This window comes from Kitasatospora sp. NPDC048298, assembly GCF_043201465.1.
Classification (GTDB): domain Bacteria; phylum Actinomycetota; class Actinomycetes; order Streptomycetales; family Streptomycetaceae; genus Kitasatospora.
The window spans coordinates 35,993-52,159 of sequence record NZ_JBICYZ010000069.1; the positions used below are offsets into that span (position 1 = coordinate 35,993).

General features: G+C 71.9%; 13 protein-coding genes. 11 read left to right on the top strand and 2 right to left on the bottom strand.

Annotated features, from left to right (window positions below; all coding sequences use genetic code 11):
• Positions 1-598: 598 nt before the first annotated feature.
• From ACGF0D_RS35405 to ACGF0D_RS35420, 4 genes are all read left to right on the top strand, one after another.
• On the top strand, positions 599-2,113 hold the full coding sequence (locus tag ACGF0D_RS35405; RefSeq protein ID WP_392923349.1) for a TIGR02677 family protein: 1,515 nt from the start codon (positions 599-601) through the stop codon (positions 2,111-2,113).
• 61 nt (positions 2,114-2,174) lie between these two features.
• Positions 2,175-3,389 (top strand): TIGR02678 family protein, encoded by a 1,215-nt coding sequence (locus ACGF0D_RS35410; RefSeq protein WP_392923352.1) that lies wholly within the window; start codon positions 2,175-2,177, stop codon positions 3,387-3,389.
• 16 nt (positions 3,390-3,405) lie between these two features.
• Entirely contained in the window at positions 3,406-7,491 is a 4,086-nt protein-coding gene (locus ACGF0D_RS35415) for a TIGR02680 family protein (RefSeq protein ID WP_392923354.1), read from the top strand.
• Positions 7,488-8,711: a TIGR02679 family protein gene (locus tag ACGF0D_RS35420; protein WP_392923357.1), complete on the top strand. Its 1,224-nt coding sequence runs from the start codon at positions 7,488-7,490 to the stop codon at positions 8,709-8,711. The genes ACGF0D_RS35415 and ACGF0D_RS35420 overlap by 4 nt, the downstream gene beginning before the upstream one ends.
• A gap of 245 nt (positions 8,712-8,956) precedes the next feature.
• Here the strand turns inward: ACGF0D_RS35420 and ACGF0D_RS35425 are convergent, their stop codons facing one another.
• Positions 8,957-9,172 carry a hypothetical protein gene (locus ACGF0D_RS35425; protein ID WP_392923358.1) on the bottom strand — a complete coding sequence of 72 codons (216 nt, stop codon included), beginning with the start codon at positions 9,170-9,172 and terminating at the stop codon, positions 8,957-8,959.
• 201 nt (positions 9,173-9,373) lie between these two features.
• Between ACGF0D_RS35425 and ACGF0D_RS35430 the strand changes: the two genes are divergently transcribed.
• Positions 9,374-10,102 carry a GntR family transcriptional regulator gene (locus ACGF0D_RS35430; RefSeq protein WP_392923361.1) on the top strand — a complete coding sequence of 243 codons (729 nt, stop codon included), beginning with the start codon at positions 9,374-9,376 and terminating at the stop codon, positions 10,100-10,102.
• Positions 10,103-10,121: 19 nt separating this feature from the next.
• On the opposite strand, the gene ACGF0D_RS35435 is transcribed toward ACGF0D_RS35430, so the two are convergent.
• Positions 10,122-10,790, bottom strand: coding sequence for an HAD family hydrolase (locus tag ACGF0D_RS35435; protein WP_392923364.1), 669 nt, complete (start codon positions 10,788-10,790; stop codon positions 10,122-10,124).
• 179 nt (positions 10,791-10,969) lie between these two features.
• On the opposite strand from ACGF0D_RS35435, the gene ACGF0D_RS35440 reads away from it, so the two are divergent.
• The 6 genes from ACGF0D_RS35440 to ACGF0D_RS35465 all read left to right on the top strand — a co-directional run.
• Complete coding sequence (locus tag ACGF0D_RS35440) at positions 10,970-12,121, top strand: ABC transporter substrate-binding protein (protein ID WP_392923367.1); 1,152 nt, start codon at positions 10,970-10,972, stop codon at positions 12,119-12,121.
• Positions 12,121-12,972 (top strand): ABC transporter permease, encoded by an 852-nt coding sequence (locus tag ACGF0D_RS35445; protein ID WP_392923370.1) that lies wholly within the window; start codon positions 12,121-12,123, stop codon positions 12,970-12,972. Before ACGF0D_RS35440 ends, ACGF0D_RS35445 begins: the two co-directional genes overlap by 1 nt.
• The gene (locus ACGF0D_RS35450; RefSeq protein WP_392923373.1) at positions 12,957-13,760 is read left to right on the top strand and encodes an ABC transporter permease; all 804 of its coding nucleotides are present in this window, start codon (positions 12,957-12,959) and stop codon (positions 13,758-13,760) included. Before ACGF0D_RS35445 ends, ACGF0D_RS35450 begins: the two co-directional genes overlap by 16 nt.
• Positions 13,757-14,869 carry an ABC transporter ATP-binding protein gene (locus ACGF0D_RS35455; protein WP_392923375.1) on the top strand — a complete coding sequence of 371 codons (1,113 nt, stop codon included), beginning with the start codon at positions 13,757-13,759 and terminating at the stop codon, positions 14,867-14,869. Before ACGF0D_RS35450 ends, ACGF0D_RS35455 begins: the two co-directional genes overlap by 4 nt.
• Positions 14,870-14,876: 7 nt before the next feature.
• Positions 14,877-15,728 (top strand): alkaline phosphatase family protein, encoded by an 852-nt coding sequence (locus ACGF0D_RS35460; protein WP_392923377.1) that lies wholly within the window; start codon positions 14,877-14,879, stop codon positions 15,726-15,728.
• A gap of 88 nt (positions 15,729-15,816) precedes the next feature.
• Positions 15,817-16,167: hypothetical protein (locus ACGF0D_RS35465; protein ID WP_392923380.1), on the top strand; the 351-nt coding region annotated here is incomplete at its 3' end.

Genomic DNA, 16,167 nt, shown 5'->3' on the forward strand with positions numbered 1-16,167 from the left:
AGCTCCGGGAAGCGTTCAGGGCACAACGGCAGGGGCGGGCCGGCAGGAACTGTCAGCGAGGCTTGCCCGCGCTGCGGATGCCACTCAGATCCTCCCAAAAGCATTGATGTCGGGTCAGGGATACTTTTATCAGGTCAAGTTGACCGATTGGGCATGCGGTATCGCCCCAGCCGGCGGCCGGATGAACGGGCGCCGGCCCGGTTCCCCGGACGTCGGACCATCAGGGCTTACGGGCATCCACACGAGGCCGGTTCATCGGTCACCGGCGCTTCGGGAAGTGTTCACCTGGGTGAACTCCCGGTTCGTTCCGGGACGTCATCCCGTACCGGCCGTGCGCGAAGGGCGCGCGGACCGCATGCCCTCACGCCGAGGAAACGCCAGTGCTCCGCCCGTCGGACTCCGTGCCGGCACCCCTCGCCGCCGTACCGCGTCGGACCCCGCGGGAGTGCACCGAGCCCTGCGGTTGCTGCCACCCCGGCGACACCGACCTCATCCGCACCCCTGGCGTCGACGGCCTCGGCGTCGGCGCCGTCCGTGCGTCCGCGTACTGTGGTGCCGACGGAGGGGAGGGGCGCCGTTGCGCAGGGTGCCGCCGGAGATGTTCCGGTTCACGACGGGGGACAAGGCCGAACTCTACGGTGCGATCCTCAGGGCCTTCGGCGCGGCCAACGAGCGGTTGGAGACCGCGCTCGGGCTGGATGACGTCCGCGCCCGTCTGCGGACGGTCGGATGGCTCGACGAGATCCACGACGACGACCTGCGGGAGGCGCTGCGAAGGCTCAGGGAGTGGCAGCTGCTGGATGTCGTCCAGAACCACGCGGAGAACTACCGCACCGCCGAGGAGTACGAGCGCCGTAACCTCCAGTACTCGCTGACCCGGCGCGGCGAGGCCGCGTTCGCGGGGGTCGAGCACGCCCTCGCGGTGCTCGCGTCGACGGGTGCGCTCCAGACCGCGGTGCTGGAGGCGATCACGGACCGGCTCGACGAGCTGTACGTCCTGCTGGGGGACTCCGCCTCCTCGGACCGTCGGGTCTTCACCACGCTCCAGGAGCTGGAGGGCCACCTGGAGGCGCTCCTGTCCAACACCAAGGCGTTCAACGGAGAGTTGCAGCGCCTGCTGCGCGCCGAGGGTGCGGACCTGGCGACCTTCCGGGAGGTGAAGGCCGCGACGGTGGCCTATCTCCAGGAGTTCCTCGTCAACCTCGACCAGCGGGGACAGACGGTCGCCTCCGCCGTGGAGCGGGTCGAGCAGCGCGGGGTGAGCCTGCTGCACGAGCGGGCGCTGCGGGGCGCCGAGCTGCCGCCGGTCGCCGACGGCGATCCCGCGCCGGCCTGGTTGGAGCGGCGCCGGGCGCGCTGGGAGGGGCTCCAAGCCTGGTTCCGGCCCGCGGACGGGTCACGACCCCGTGTGGAACAGCTGCACGACGTGGCGCGGCGGGCGATCGTGACGCTCCTCCAGGTCCTCGACCGGATCACCGAGTCACGGCGTCGCTCCTCCAGCGCGGTCCAGGACTTCCGGGAACTGGCCCGCTGGTTCGCCGCGGCGCCCACCGACGACGACCTGCACCGTCTGTGGTCGGCCGCCTTCGGTCTCGGCCCGGCCCGCCACGCCCATCTCGCCCACCCCGACCCGGAGTTGGTGCCCTCGTCGGGCACCTGGGCCGAGGCCCCGCCGGTGGAGGTGTCCGCCCTGCTGCGCACCAGCGGCCGCACCGAGCGGTTCACGCGCACCGGCAGGGTGCGCGACATCGGCGGGATCAAAGCGGCCCGGGCCGAGCGGGCCCGGAAGGAGCGTGCCGAACTCGAAGCCGCCTGGGACGTTCTGGGCACCGACGGCCCTGTGCGGCTCTCCGACTTCGGCATGCTGGACCACGCCGTCTTCGAGCGACTGCTCGACCTCCTCGGCAGGGCCCTGGCCGTACGACCGGACGCCGGCGGGGCTCGCCGGGCGGTCACCTCGGACGGCCGGGTCGAGGTGGTGCTCCGGCCGCTGCCCGACGGCGGACGGGCCGTCCTGCGGACGCCGCAGGGGAGGCTGGAGGGACCGGACCACCTGGTGGAGATCCGCAGCCGGGGCGCCTCGCGGGCGATCATCCGCGAGGAGGGCGCATGAGCGGGCGGAGCGCGATCACCATCAGGACGGGCACAATCGCGATCACCATCAGGACGAGCACATGAGCACCCTTGCCAATCAGCTGGTCCTCGCCGAGCGGCAGGACGTCGCCCGTGGCATCAGACTGCTCCTCGGCCGGCCGCTGATCACCGAGCGCGGCGACCCGCCCGCCTTCGAGCTGATCCGCCGCCGACAGGATCCGTTGACGAAGTGGTTCGACTACCACTGCGGCTGGCAGCTCGTGGTGGAGCCGCGCCTGGGGTACACGCGCCTGTTCAAGATCCGGACCGTCCCCGACAGCTCACGCCCCGCCCGCAGGCTGCGGTCCGGAAAGGCGCCGTTCGACCGCCGCCGCTACACCCTGCTGTGCGTCGTCGCGGCCGAGCTGCTCCCGGTCCCGGTGACGACGGTCGGCCTGATCGCCGACCGCGTCGTCCAGGCCTGTGCCACCGACGAGGCGCTGCCGCCCTTCGACACGGCGAGCAAGCCCGAGCGCATGGCCTTCGTGGACGTCCTCAAACTGCTGGAGTCCTACGGGGCTCTCCTCACCGTGGACGGCGTCACGGACAGCTTCGTCGACTCGGCGGAGGCCAAGGTCCTCTACCGGGTGGACGCCACCGTGCTGATGCGCCTGCTCGCCGCGCCCGTCGGGCCGTCCCGTCGGGCCGTCCCGGCGGAGGACGTACCGCTGCGCTTCGAGGAACTGGTCGAGGGCACCGTACGCGAGAGCCGGTACGGTGGTGCCGACGCCTCCGACGCACAGCGCAACCTCAGGCTGCGGCACTCGGTGCTGCGCCGCCTCTTCGACGATCCCGTCCTCCACCACGACGAGCTCCGCGCCGACGAACTGGCCTACCTCACCTCCCCGACAGGGCGCCAGATCGTCCGGCGCGCCGCCGAGCAGGGCGGATTCGTGCTGGAGGAACGGGCCGACGGCCTGCTGCTCGTCGACCCGGACGGGATCGCCACCGACAGCCGCTTCCCGGACGACTCCGCGACGGCCCGTGTCGCCGCCCTGCTCCTGCTGGAACCGCTGACGGCGGCTCCGGGCGGGCTGACGCCGGAACAGCTCACCGGAGAGGCGAACGAACTCCTGCGGCGCTTCCCCCAGTGGGCGAGGAGCTACCAGTCGGAGGACGGCGCCCAGCGCCTCACCGCCGACGCCGTCCGCGTCCTCACCGACTTCGGCCTGGCCCGCCGGATCGGCGACCGCACCGTTCCCCGGCCCGCGGCGTTCCGGTACCGGACCACGATGGCCGACGGCCCCGCAACATGACCAGCGAGGACTCCCGATGACCGTGACACGACTCCCGCAGCCCTCCACGTTCCGGACGCCGGGGGCAGCTGCGCGGTGGCAGCCCTCCAGGGCCGGCATCCTCAACGTCTGGCGCTACTACGACGAGACCTTCACCTTCCACGAGGGCCGGCTGCTCCTGCGGGGGCAGAACGGCACCGGCAAGTCCAAGGCGCTGGAGGTGCTGCTGCCGTTCCTGCTCGACGCCAGCCTGCGCCCCAACAGGCTGTCCACCTTCGGCGGCTCCGAACGCACCATGCACTGGAACCTGATGGGCGAGGGCACCTCGGGCAAGACCCGCGTCGGATACGTGTGGCTGGAGTTCGTCCACGACGACGGCGATCCCGTCTGGTTCACCTGCGGCGCCAGGCTCCAGGCCAGCGTGCACACCACCGGTGTCACCGCCGACTACTTCACCACCGGCGGCCGGATCGACAGCCCAGGCGGTCTCTCCCTGGTCAACGACGCCGGACAGCCACTCACCCGCGCAGCCCTGGCCGAAGTCCTGCAAGGCCGGGGCGAGCTGCACGGATCGTCGACCGACTACCGCAACACCGTCCGGAGCACGCTCTTTCCCGGATTGAGCGAGCAGCGCTACGACGCCCTGATCACCGCCCTGCTCCAGCTCCGCACCCCCAAGCTCTCCGAGCGCCTGGACCCGTCGCTGCTGTCCTCCCTGCTCTCCCGGGCCCTGCCCCCGCTCGGTCAGGGCGAGATCACCGAACTGGCCGAAGGCTTCGAACGCCTCGACCGGCAGCGCGAACACCTGAAGACCCTGGACGACGAAGTGGCCGCGGCCACCGCCGTCGCGAACCAGCAACGCGGCTACGCCCAGCGCGTCCTGCGCGCCGGGGCGGCGGCGCTCATCTCCGCGACGACCGAGATGGACAACCTCACCCGCATCGCCCGGGAGAGCGAGGTCGCGCACGCCGAAGCCCTGCGCGAGCGCGAGGAGAGCACTCGTACGAAGGACGAGCTCGGACACCGGGCTCAGGAGATCGACGGCGCCATCGAGGGGCTGCTCGACTCCGAGGTCTACCGGCAGGGACAGGAACTCGACCAGCTCCGCCGCAGGGCCGACCACGCCGCCGGGACCGCAGCCCGTCTGCGCGCCGGCGCCGACCGGAAGATCCACGCGGCCACCGAGGAGGCCGAGCGGGCCGCCGAGGCGCGGCTGCGCTCCGAGCAGCGGGCCGAGCACACCCGCGTCGCCAGGGAGGACACCCGGGGTGCGGCGCGGCGTGCGGCCATGGAGTCCCTCTGCACCGAGATGCAGACGACGCTCGACACCGCACCGGGTCCGGCCGGGGACGCGGAGGAGCAGCGGCGCGTCGCCCGCCGCCTGCTGCGCGGTGCGGTCACTTCGCGGCACGGCCAGATCGCCCAGGTCCGGGCCGCCCTCGAACGCCACGAACGTCGCGTCGCGGACCGGACGACGGCGGAGCGCCACCTCGACACGGCGCGCGAGCGACTGGCCGAGGCGACCACGCGGCGCGACGGCAACGCCCGCGCCTACGAGACCGCCGTCGATGCCCACACCGACCGGCTGCGCCAGTGGGCGACGGCCGACTGCTCCGAACTGCACATCGACGACGTCGAGGAACTCGCCTCCCGGGCCGCCGCCGAGACGGACGTCCTCACGCTGGTCGAGGCCGCGGCCCGTGCGGCGGAGAGCGCCATCACCGCCGAGGAGACGACCGTCCGCGCCGGCCTGGAGGACGCCCGCGCCCGGCGTGACCGGGTCGCCGCGGAGCTGGAGGACACGGCGGCGGCGACCGATCTCCCGCCGGTCCCACCGCACACCCGCACGGCCGACCGGTCGGTCCTGCCGGGAGCGCCGCTGTGGCGACTGGTGGCGTTCCGGCCGGACGTGCCGCTCGAAGACCAGGCCGGTATCGAAGCTGCCCTGGAAGCGGCCGGCCTGCTGGACGCCTGGATGACCCCCGACGGCGGCACCGCCGTCGTCGGTCACGACACCCTGGCCGACCCCGCATCGGCCGTGCCCGCACCGGGCTCCTCGCTGCTCGACGTCCTGGCTCCCGAACCCGACGGCCCGGTGCCGGTCGTCCGGGTGCAGCGGCTGCTCGCCGGCATCGCCTACGGCCCCACACTCCCCGCGGGCCACCCCGCCGCCGTGGCGGCCGACGGAAGCTGGCGGCTGGCGACGGCGATGGGCTCCTGGACGAAGGAGGAATCCCACCACATCGGAGCCGCGGCCAGGGAACGCGCCAGGCAGCGGCGAATCGCTGCCCTCACCTCCGAACTGGCCGAGGCCGGCACCACCGTCACCGGATTCGAGGTGCGGCTGCGCGCCCTCGCCGACCGCCGGCAGCGCCTCGGCGCCGACCTCCGGTCCCGGCCGCACCATCGGGACGTGGACCAGGTCAAGCGCGCCTGGGAGCGGTCCGAGTCCGAGGTGGGCGCCCGTGAGGACGCCGTGCGCGAGGCCGTCGAGCGGCTCGCCCAGCAGGAGGACGCGGTCGCGACCGCGCTGCGCGCCCTCGCCCTCGCATCTGCCGAGCACGCCCTGCCGACCGAACGCACCGCCCTGGACGCGACCGCCACGGCCGTCGACGGGCTGCGCGAACAGGCCGACGTCTGGCTGGACGCCCACCTCGTCTGGGTGGCCGCCCGGCACTCCTGGGACACCGCCCGCAGCCACGCCGAGGCCTCCGCGGACGCCGCCGCGGAGAGCGTGGCCGAAGCCGAGGAGGCCGAGGCGTCCGCCCGAGGGCTGCGATCCGCGCTCCGGGCCGTCGAGAGCACCGTCGGCGAGGACTACCGCCAGGTGGCCGCCCGGATGAGCGACCTGCGAAAGTCGCTCGACCGGACCCGCCGCGAGATCGACACCAGTACCCGGGCGCTCATCATGCTGGAAGGCCGGATCGGCTCACTGAGCGCCACCATGGCCCAGGACGCGGGCCGGCGTGACGACGCCGTGGCGGCCCGCAACGAGGCCGCCCGGGGCTTCCGGCGCCTCTGCGTCCTCGGATTCCCCGAGGACGCGGGCCTCGGCCTCGCCCTCACCTCCGAGGACGGCACCCGCGCCACCCTCGAAGCGGCCCGCGAGACGGCTGCCGCCTGGCCCAACCTGCCGCACGGCACCAGGAACCTCGGCGACTCCCTGAACCGTCTCTCCGAAGCCGTCCACCGCGCCCGCCAGAGCCTCAGCAGCCGTGCCGACCTCGAACTCGAAGCCGAGGACGACATCCACGTCCTCACCGCCACCGTCGACGGCATCCGGGTCGGCGCGGCCGGCCTCCTCTCCATCCTCACCGGAGACCGTGACCGCAGCCAGGACGACATCACCGCCGCCGAACGCGGTCTCTTCGACCGGACCCTCACCGGCGACACCCGCCGCCACCTCGCCTCCCGCATCCGCCAGGCCGGTGAACTGGTCGAGCGGATGAACGGCCACCTCGAACGGGTCCGCACCGCCTCGCGGGTGGCCGTCCGGCTGGTGTGGCAGATCCACCCCGACCTGCCCGCCGGCACCCGAACGGCCCGGGAACTGCTCCTCAAGGACCCGACCCGGATCACCGAAGCCGACCGCGAGGCCCTGCACGCCTTCTTCCGGGGCCGCATCGAGGAGGCCAAGACCCGTAACACGGCCGCCACTTGGGAGGAGCAGCTCGCCGAAGTCCTCGACTACACGGCCTGGCACCAGTTCGTCGTCAAGCTGGACCGCGCCAACGGCTCCGGGTGGCAGCTGCTCACCAAGAAGCTCCACGGCGCGCTCTCGGGCGGCGAGAAGGCCATCGCCCTCCATCTTCCGCTGTTCGCCGCTGTGGCCGCCCACTACGAGGCGGTGCCGGGTTCCCCGAGACTGATCCTGCTCGACGAGGTGTTCGTCGGCGTCGACACCGTCAACCGGGGGCAGGTCTTCGCCCTCCTCGCGGCGCTCGACCTCGACCTGGTGCTCACCTCGGACCACGAGTGGTGCACCTACCGGGAGCTCTCCGGCATCGCCGTCCACCAGCTGATCACCGGAGGCGACGGTGACGATGCCGTCACCAGCGCCCGCTTCACCTGGACGGGCACCGACCTGCTGCCCGACGAAGCCGACACGGACGAACCGGCATGACGGACCGCCATCCCCTCGACCTTCCCGGGCTCCGCCCCTTCTGGTCGGCCGTCCACGAGCGCCTGTCGACCGGCCGCCCCGTCAGCCGTGTGCGGTCCGGGCCACTCGACGACGCCGGCCGGGAGGCCCTGGCCGACCTCCTCGGGCTCGACCGGCTCCCCGGCGTCGAACCGACGATTCCTCTCGCCGGACTGGAGAGCGCCGTGGTTGACGCCTGCGGTCGAACGGTTCGGGAGGTGGTGACCGCGATCCTCGGCCCGATCCCCGACCGGGCCGCCGAGCGTGAGCGCAAGGCCGGTCAACGCGACGCCCTGTGGGGGTGGTTGGCCGGCCACCAGGTGGTCTGCGCCCAGCCCGTTCTCATGGACTGGGTCGGCCACCTGCGGACCAACGGCCTCGTCGACGGCTCACCCGGCCGAACCCGGAGCCTGCTGACCGCCGCGCTGACCGTCCTCGCCGCGCTCCCGGCCGACGGCGAGCCACTGCCGGTCATCGCCGCCCGCCACCTCGACGGCGACGCCCACGCCCTCGACGACGGCACCCGGCTTTCCGGCCTCGTCCTGCGCGCCCTGGCGGCGCTGTACGGCACCGACGTACCGGACAGCGCCGAGGCCCGGCGTGCGCTCTGGAGCCGGGCCGGCGTGGCCGACGACCAGCTCTCCGCCACCGTGCTCGCCGTCGGTCTGCGCCTCGACGGCGACGGCCCGGTCGCCAGGGTCTCCCGCGTCTGCGCCGAAGCCGGTCACCCCGTCAGCCTCACCCTCGCCCAGCTCCGCTCACCCGGCGAACTCGCCGTACCCGCCGGGCCGGTGCACATCACCGAGAACCCCAGCGTGCTCGCCCTGGCCCTGCGCCGCTTCGGCCCCCACTGCCCGCCGCTGGTCTGCACCTCCGGCTGGCCCAACACCGCCGTCATCCACCTGCTGCGCCGACTCGGCGGCGACGGCGCCTCCCTCCACCACCACGGCGACTTCGACGGCGAGGGCATCCGGATCGCCGCCCACGTCATGGCCAAGACCGGAGCCGTACCCTGGCGCATGACAACCGGGGACTACCGGTCTGCCGCAGCCCTGGTCCGCCCGGGCCCCGACCCCGGGCGCCTCACGCCCGCACCGTGGGACCCGGCACTCGTCGAGGCGATGGCCGAGTTGCGCACAGCCGTGGTCGAGGAAGTGATCGCCGACGCACTGCTGGACGACCTGGCAACGGGAACGCGATGACACCCTGATCGACGGGCCGAAGCCAGTCGAACGTACTCGTCCACGGGCCCCTACCCCCGGGGTGGGGCGGGGCGGGGCAGTGGAAGTGCGAGACGGGAACGTGGAGCTGGGACGCCATGGGTGTCGTCGACGTGGTCGTTGTCGTGGCCGCCGCCGTTCTGGACTGGCGGGATCGTGGGATCACCGGATGTGACGTTCGTGAGTGATGGGGCCGGTGCGGCCGAACGCCCTCGTGCCGGGGTCCGTCAGCCGCCCGTGGCCGCGTGCTTGGCCAGTTCCAGGAATGCCTTCAGGTCGTGGGCGGCCTCGGCCGCGCAGGCTTCCCCGAAGTCGTCGGCCCCGCCCTCCTCGCGCAGGCATTGATGGCCGACCGCAGAGGTGACCAGGACCTGGCGGAATCCCTCTACCGCGAGGCGACCCGGGCCGTGATACCCAGGACCGCCGTGCAGGCCGCCTTCCACCTCGGGGGCCTCCTCCAGGGCCGTGGGAACCTGGAGGAGGCCCGGGCGCATTTCGCAGCCGCGTCCCGGTCCGGTGACCGCCGTCCGAGAAAGACGTCATGCGACGCCTCAAGCGACTTGTCGCCACTGGCGGGTGGTACAGGTTTCCTTGTCGGGCCCTCGGTGAGCGGCCTCGTGTTCGTTGCTGGATAAACTATGGCAATGGCGTCGTTCGATTCTTCAGTGCAGCGGGTCGAGGACGTTCTGCATGCCCGGATCGTGTCCGGGCGGTATGCCTCGGGGATGAAGTTTCCGGCCGAGCGCGAGTTGGCCGCGGAGTTGGGCGTCAGCCGTATGACGCTGCGCCAGGCCGTCGAGTCGCTGCAGTTCCGGGGCCTGGTGAAGCGGCGTCCCGGCCGGGCCGGGGGGACCTTCGTCTCCGCCGGTGCCCCGGTCCTTGAGCTCGCGTCCATGGTGGGCCTGGTCCAGCAGCTGGCTGCGGAAGGGATCGAGGTCGCCTCGACGGTCCTCGCCGCGGAGAGCGTGGCGGCGTCGCCCGAGGTGGCGGCGGGGCTCGGGCTGGCGGCCGGGGATGAGGTGCACCACCTGCGGCGGCTTCGGTTCGCGGATGGGGAAGCCGTCGCGATCGAGGGCGCCTGGTATCCGGCGGCGCTCCTGCCGGGGTTCCCGCTCGGGCGGATCACGGGTTCGGTGTACGCGGTGCTCGGCGAGTACCGCTCGACACCGGTACGGAAGGTCGAGGAACTGCTTCCGGCCGTCGTGTCGGCGGAGGAGCGGGAACTCCTGGGTGTGGGCGCCCGGAGTCCGGTGCTTCGGCTCATGCGCACCTCCTACCGGGAGGACGGCCGGGCGATCGAGTACGCGCACGACGTCTATCGGGCGGATGCGCTGCGCGTGCGTGTGACCACCGGAAGCGGGCCGGGGTTGTAGGGCCTGTCCGGGCGGGTCGCTAGCGAACGAGGGCCGCGAGGTCGCCGACGGGGTGGGTGCCCTTGGGCGCGCTGTGGGCGAGCGGTCCGACGAGAACGCAGGCCATGCCGGCGGCGTGTGCGGCACCGATCCCGGCGTGGGAGTCCTCGACGACGACGGTGCGTTCGGGGGACACCCCCAGGAGGGCGGCCCCGCGCAGGAAGCCCTCGGGGCTCGGCTTGCCTGCGATGACGTCCTCGCAGCACACCGTGACCTTGACGACGGAGTCCAGGCCGGTCGTGGCGAGGGCCGGCTCCAGCAGGCGCCGCACCGTTCCGGTGACCACACCGACCTCGATGCCGGCCTCCGCCAGGCGCCGGACGAGCTTGACGTGGGAGGCCGGGATGCGGGGCCGTTCGGCTACCTCGCGGGCGTAGGCCGAGCACATGTGACCGAGGATCCGGTCGGCGAGGTGGGCATCGCCGTGCGAGAGTGCCGCGCAGATTTCGAGGTCGCTGATCCCGACGAAGCGGCGCTCGTACTCCTCCCATCCCAGCTCGATGCCGCACAGTTCCTCGGCCGCGTCCGCGTACAGTCGGCCGACGAGGTCCTCGTCGAGGGAGAGCGTGCCGTTGAAGTCGAACAGCACACCCTCTGCCCCATGGAGGGCCGCAAGGGCGGCTTCAAGATCGAAGATGGTGTTGGACATAGGGGGAGTCCTTTGATGGGTTTCGATGGGCAGGCGGGGTGAGCGTAGCAGTTTTCGGTCTAGACCAAAGTTTGTTGACTGTTTGCCTTGACACCAGCCTTTGGTCATGAACGGCGCGCAGCATGGCGGGCGGTGAGCGAGATCGGCTCACTGCCCCTACCCTCAAGAACGGCGCCACCATGTCCACGCACCTGCCCGCGTCCGTCCCCTCCCGCCGCAGCTTCCTGCGCCTGTCCGCCCTCGGCCTGGGCGCGGCCGCCCTCGGTACGACCCTGGCCGGATGCGCCAGTGGTTCGTCGGCCGGCTCGCGCAAGCCCGTCGGATCCTCCCTGGACGAGATCGCCGCGCTGGCGAAGAAGGAGGGCAAGGTCCAGCTCATCGCCCTGCCGGACACCTGGGCCAACTACAAGGGCCAGCTGGAGAAGTTCCGCGCCAAGTACGGCATCGAGACCCCGGTGGCGTCCCCCGACGCCTCGTCGGCGGAAGAGGTCAAGGCGGTCAAGACCCTGCTCGGCCAGTCCTCCCAGCCGGACTCCATCGACATCGGTTACTCCTTCACCAAGCCCGCCACCGAGCAGGGACTGATCGAGGCCTACAAGCCGAGCAACTTCGACCGGATCCCGGACAACCTCAAGGACCCGAACGGCCTGTGGGTCGGCGCCTACTACGGGGTGGTCTCCATCGGCGTCAACACCAAGGCCGCCCCGCGCCCGGCGAGCTTCGAGGACCTCAAGCGCCCCGAGTACAAGGGCAAGGTCGCCCTGCCCGGCGACCCGCGGACCGGCGCCACCTCCCTCGCCACCGTCTTCGCCGCGGCTCTCGCCTACGGCGGTTCGACGGACGACATCACCCCGGGCATCGAGTACTTCGCGGACCTCGCCAAGCGCGGCAACCTCGTCAACATCTCCAAGACGAGCAGCGCGCTGGCCTCCGGCCAGGCGGCGGTCGTCTTCGACTGGAACTACAACTTCACCGGCATGAGCGCCGAGCTGAAGCGCACCGGCGTGGACCTGGAGTTCTTCGTCCCGGCCGAGGGCGTCTTCGGCACGTACTACGTGCAGCCCGTCACGAAGGCCTCGCCGCAGCCGAACGCGGCACGGCTGTGGGTGGACTGGCTGACCAGCGACGAGGGCGCCGAACAGTACGCCCTCGGCGGCGCGGTGCCGGCCCGGTTCACCGAGCTCGCGCAGGCCGGCAAGCTGTCCAAGGAGGCGATGGCCAACCTCCCGGACCCGGAGATCCTCCGCAAGGTGACCTTCCCGACCGTCGACCAGGGCGCGAAGGCCAACAAGCTCGTGACCGACACCTGGGCCGCGAAGGTCCGCGCCTGATGGCGGGCCCGAAGGCCGCAGCGCGCGGGCTGCGCCGCCCGGCCCTCGGCACACTGCCGTACTTCGTCTTCCTCCTGGTCTTCCTCTTCCTGCCGGTCGCGGCGAACGTCCTCCAGGCGTTCCAGGTCGCCGGGGCCTGGTCGACCGAGTCGATGGCCCGGGTCTTCGAGCCCCAGTACTTCGACGCGTTCGTCCTGACCACCAACCTGTCCCTGGTCACGGCGGTCGTCGGCGGAGCCGCCGGGCTGGTCCTGGCCTGGGCGCTCGTCGGCGCGGAGCGCCCCCGGTGGCTCAAGAACCTGGCCCTGTCCTATGCGGCCATGGCCTCGCAGTCCGGCGGAGTGCCGCTGGCGTTCTCCTTCATCGCCACGATCGGCGGGCAGGGGCTGGTGACCTGGCTGCTGCCCGGTCTGCTGCACGGATTCCGGCTCGACTCCTTCCTGGGCGTCGCACTCGTGTACCTGTACTTCCAGATTCCCCTCATGGCGGTGCTGATGCTGCCCGCGCTGGCCGGCCTGCGCCGCGAGTGGCACGAGGCCGCGAGCACCCTGGGCGCCACCGGGTGGCGGTACGCGAAGGACATCGCCCTGCCGGTGCTCGCCCCCTCGCTCGGCGGGGCACTGCTGCTGCTCTTCGCCAACGCGTTCTCGGCGTACGCCACCGCATACGCCCTGGCCGGGGGCGGCCTGAACCTCGTACCGCTGCTGATCGGCTTCTTCATCGCCGGGAACGTGACCATCGACGAGTCGTTCGCAGCCGCCCTGGCCACGGTCATGATGCTCGTCATCGTGGTCGCGATGGGCGCGCGGGCACTGCTCGAACGGAGGAGCCGGGCATGGCTGAGCCACTGACCTCCCGGCGGCCGTTCCGCATCGGGGGACTGCTCCGTACGGCGGTCCTCGCCGTCGCCCTCCTCGGGTTCCTGGTCCCGGTGGCCGGGGCCGCCGTCTTCGGGTTCACCGTTCCGGGCAAGGCGGGCGCGACGCTCGACAACCTGGCCGCCGTCCTCACCTCGGCGGGTGCCGGCGACGCGCTGGACATGACGATGCTGCTCGCCGTCCTGTCCACCCTCGCGACGCTCGCGCTGCTGCTGCCGACCCTGCTGGTCCTCCACCTGCACGGGACGGCCAGGCTGCGTCACCTCGCGGAGTCGCTGTCGCTGCTCCCACTGGTGGTGCCGTCCGTGACGCTCGTCTCCGGAGCGGGGCTGTTCTTCCACGCCACGATGCCGGGATTCCTCGTCTCACCGCTCTCGTTGGTGCCGTTCTACGTGGTGCTGTGCCTGCCGCTGGCGTACCGCGCCCTCGACGCCCAGCTCCGGGCGGCCGATCTGCGCACCCTCTGGGCGGCGAGCAGCTCTCTGGGCGCCGGTAGCCTGCGCACGCTGGTGCGCGTCGTGCTGCCCGTCCTGCGCACCTCGCTGCTGTCCGCGGCGCTCATGTGCGTCGCGCTCGTACTGAGCGAGTTCGCGGTGGCCTCCCTGCTGCTGCACTTCACGTTCCCGGTCTACACCGTGCAGGCGGGCGGCAGTTCCCCTCGTGGCGCCGCGGCCCTGTCCTTCCTGACCATGATGATCACGTGGCTGCTCCTGTCGGGCATCTCGTGGCTAGCCCAACGACGGAAACGAACCGAATCATGAGTTCCCCCAACGCCCTCGGCGTGGCCCACCCGGCCACTGTCGCATCCCGTCCGGGCCACGTCTCGCTGGCCGGGGTCAGCAAGGCCTACGCCGGTCGGACCGTACTCGACGACCTGAGCCTCGACCTCGTCCAGGGCGAGATGGTGGCACTGCTCGGGCCTTCGGGCTGCGGCAAGACCACCACCCTGCGGATCCTGGCAGGCCTGGAGCGGCCCGACGCCGGACGTGTGACCATCGCCGGCAGCGACGAGACCACGGCGCCGGCGCGCTCGCGCAACATCGGCGTCGTGTTCCAGCACTACTCGCTCTTCCCGCACCTGTCCGCCCGCGAGAACGTCGCCTACGGGCTGCGCATCCGGCGCGTGGATCGCGGCGGGCGGACCCAACGCGCGGATGAACTCCTGGAGTTGGTCGGGCTCGCGGAGCACGGCGGGAAGTTCCCCCACCAGCTCTCCGGTGGGCAGCAGCAGCGCGTCGCCCTGGCCCGCGCACTCGCGATCCAGCCCCAACTGCTGCTGCTGGACGAGCCGCTGAGCGCTCTCGACGCGACCGTCCGGGCCCGCCTGCGGGAGGAGATCCGCCGGATCCAACGCCAAGAGGGCATCACCACACTCATGGTGACGCACGACCAGGAAGAAGCGCTCACCATGGCCGACCGCGTCGGGGTCATGCTCGACGGGCGCATCGAACAACTCGCCACCCCGGAAACGCTGTACAACGAACCCGAGACGCCGTTCGTCTCGCAGTTCGTCGGCGTCGTCAACCGTATCGAGGGCACGGTGGCCGGCGGTCGGATCACCGTGTTCGGAGCCGGCCTGCGGGTCGCCAACCGCGAACCCGTCGCGTCCGCGCGGGCCGTCGCCCTGATCCGCCCCGAGGACATCTCCGTACAGTCAGCCCGCGTCGGCGGGGCCGCAGGTGTCGTCGTCGAGCACATCCTGCGCGGGCCGCTCAGCTCGCTCCTCGTACGCCACGGCGCGGACCACCTCCGGGTGGACCTGGCCACACCGATGGCGGGCTCCTACCCGGTGGGAACCCCCGTGTCCCTCGGCGTCACCCGTACCCGCACCATCGTCGAAACCCCTGTCGAAACCCCCGCTGAAAGCTGAACCGCCCGTGCCGAACGCATTGCTCTCGCCAACGCCCGCCGCCCGGACCCGCATCCTCCTGATCGGCATCGACGGACTCCGCTGGGACCTGACCGCCGACTCGCCTGCCGCCCCCACGCTCCGCGCCATGGCAGAGGAGGGCCACCTGATGCCCATGACCATGGAAGTGCCGACCATGTCCGGACCCGGCTGGTCCTCGATCCTCACCGGGACCACCCACGCCCAGCACGGGATCAGGGACAACTCCTTCGTCGGTCACCGGCTCCACCACCACCCGGACCTGCTCTCCCGGGCCTTCTACCAGGACCAGACCACCCGGACGTTCGCGGCGGCCGGCTGGCCCCCGCTGGTCTCCCCGGACGGGCTCGGCCCCGTCGTCCACCAGCGGGCGGAACAGCAGAAGGCCGGACTGCACACCGTCGTCGCCCGCGACGGCGAGGTGCACGGCTTCGTCCGGATCGACGCCGAGATCACCGACTTCGCGCTGGCCGCGCTCACCTCCCACCGCTCGCCGGACGTGTCGTTCGTCTACTTCTGCGACGTGGACGACGCCGGTCACGTCTACGGCGCGCGGACCGAGGAGTACCAGGCGGCTCTGAGCAGGGTCGACCGTCACGTGGCCAGGCTCCGGCATGCCGTACACACCCGCGCGGTGGAGCACGGCGAGGACTGGCTCGTCGTGATCGTCGCCGACCACGGCCATCTCGACGAGGGCGGGCACGGCGGCGACACCCCCGAGGAGCGCACCTCGTTCATCCTGCGTTGGTCGCCCACCCTGCCCCTGAGCACGTGGCCCGACGAGGTCGCCCCGAACGAACTGCTGGAGCTGATCCTCGCGGAACGGGAACCCGCGCGGTAGGCGGCGGGCACCCATCGCCCGGGACCATGGCAGATCTGCCCGTGATCGCGTGCCCGCGCGGGTGTGATCCGAGTCGAAGAGGAAACCGATGGTCGGTATCCCCGAGGGCATCGACACCCCGGACATCATGGTCGAGCTGGACGTGCTCCAGTGGAACGTCGACCGCATGGCGGCCGGGCTGCGGGCTCGGCCGGCGGTGATGATGCGGCAGACGTCGCCCTCGGTGCAGCTTTCGGGGTCGGTCTCGGAGGCGGTGCGGGCCAGGTCGCGCAGCCGGTCGTGGAACTCGGCGACCAGGCCCTTGTCGCGCCGGCGCCGGAAGAAGGCGTGGACGCGGTCCCTATTAGTTACGTGGAATCAAGCGCCGCAGGATGCGTCTCGTATCCTGCGGCGTCCCCATGTACTGAGGAGACCTGTTGGGCAACGCGGTGGTGCTGGA